General features: G+C 67.2%; 2 protein-coding genes and 1 pseudogene. All 3 read right to left on the reverse strand.

What is annotated here, in order from left to right:
- Nucleotides 1–360: transglutaminase-like domain-containing protein (locus G6027_RS19240; RefSeq protein ID WP_241727272.1), on the reverse strand; the 360-nt coding region annotated here is incomplete at its 3' end.
- Nucleotides 357–566, reverse strand: a complete 210-nt coding sequence (locus tag G6027_RS18025) for a hypothetical protein (protein WP_141244302.1) — start codon at nucleotides 564–566, stop codon at nucleotides 357–359. The genes G6027_RS18025 and G6027_RS19240, both read right to left, overlap by 4 nt.
- A 17-nt stretch (nucleotides 567–583) precedes the next feature.
- Nucleotides 584–781 (reverse strand): annotated as a pseudogene (locus G6027_RS18495) (TetR/AcrR family transcriptional regulator); the annotation flags it as partial.

Raw genomic sequence — 781 nt, forward strand, 5'->3', positions numbered from 1 at the left:
GTCCGTGCCACCCATGACGGCTCGTAAGGTGTCGGTCTGCAGATGGTTCCGTACATCGGCGAAGCCGAGTCGGGTAGGGATGCCCGCGGCCCGCAGAACCGCGGCCAGTAGCACCGCCTTGGGCACGCAGTAGGCGCGGCCGGCCTGGAGGACGTGGCTCGCCCGGTAATGCTCAGGATCCTCGGAGACCGAGTAGGGGTCGTACCAGATTTGGTCACGCACTGCAGCAAAGAGCAGGGACGCTCTCTCTCGGGGGCTCGACGCGCCGGCGATCACGTGCTGGGTGAAGTCGCGTACCGAAGCGTGGTCGTGATCGAGGAAGAAGGTCGCCTCAAGGTGCGATCCCGGCGCCGGCGTCATCGCCGCACCGCGGTGTTGACCAGACCGTCAGTCTTGAGCGCTACGGCCGTGCGCGGCCAGCCGGCCGGCTGCTCGCCGGGCACTGCCGAGATGCAGACGTCGGGCATCCGCCGCACCAGGTCACCGACCTCTTCCAGCCACCGGTCGCACACGGGGCGTCGCCGTTCCAACGCGGGACCGCTTCGACGGGCTCGGGGTGCGCCCATTCCGGGCGAGAGGTCCCTCATCGCGCGCTCAACAGAAGGTCGTTGTCCACAGCAACCCCTACGCTCTGGGCGAGATCACGCATGATCAGCCAAACTTGATGGGCGATCCGGGTGGTCACCTCTTCCTTCGACTCATCGTGGTGGTCCAGCCACCAGATGATCCCCGCGTCGACCATGCCCATCAACCCCGCCATCACGCCGTCCGGGGGATCGAC

This window comes from Dietzia sp. SLG310A2-38A2 (assembly GCF_014145095.1).
Classification (GTDB): domain Bacteria; phylum Actinomycetota; class Actinomycetes; order Mycobacteriales; family Mycobacteriaceae; genus Dietzia.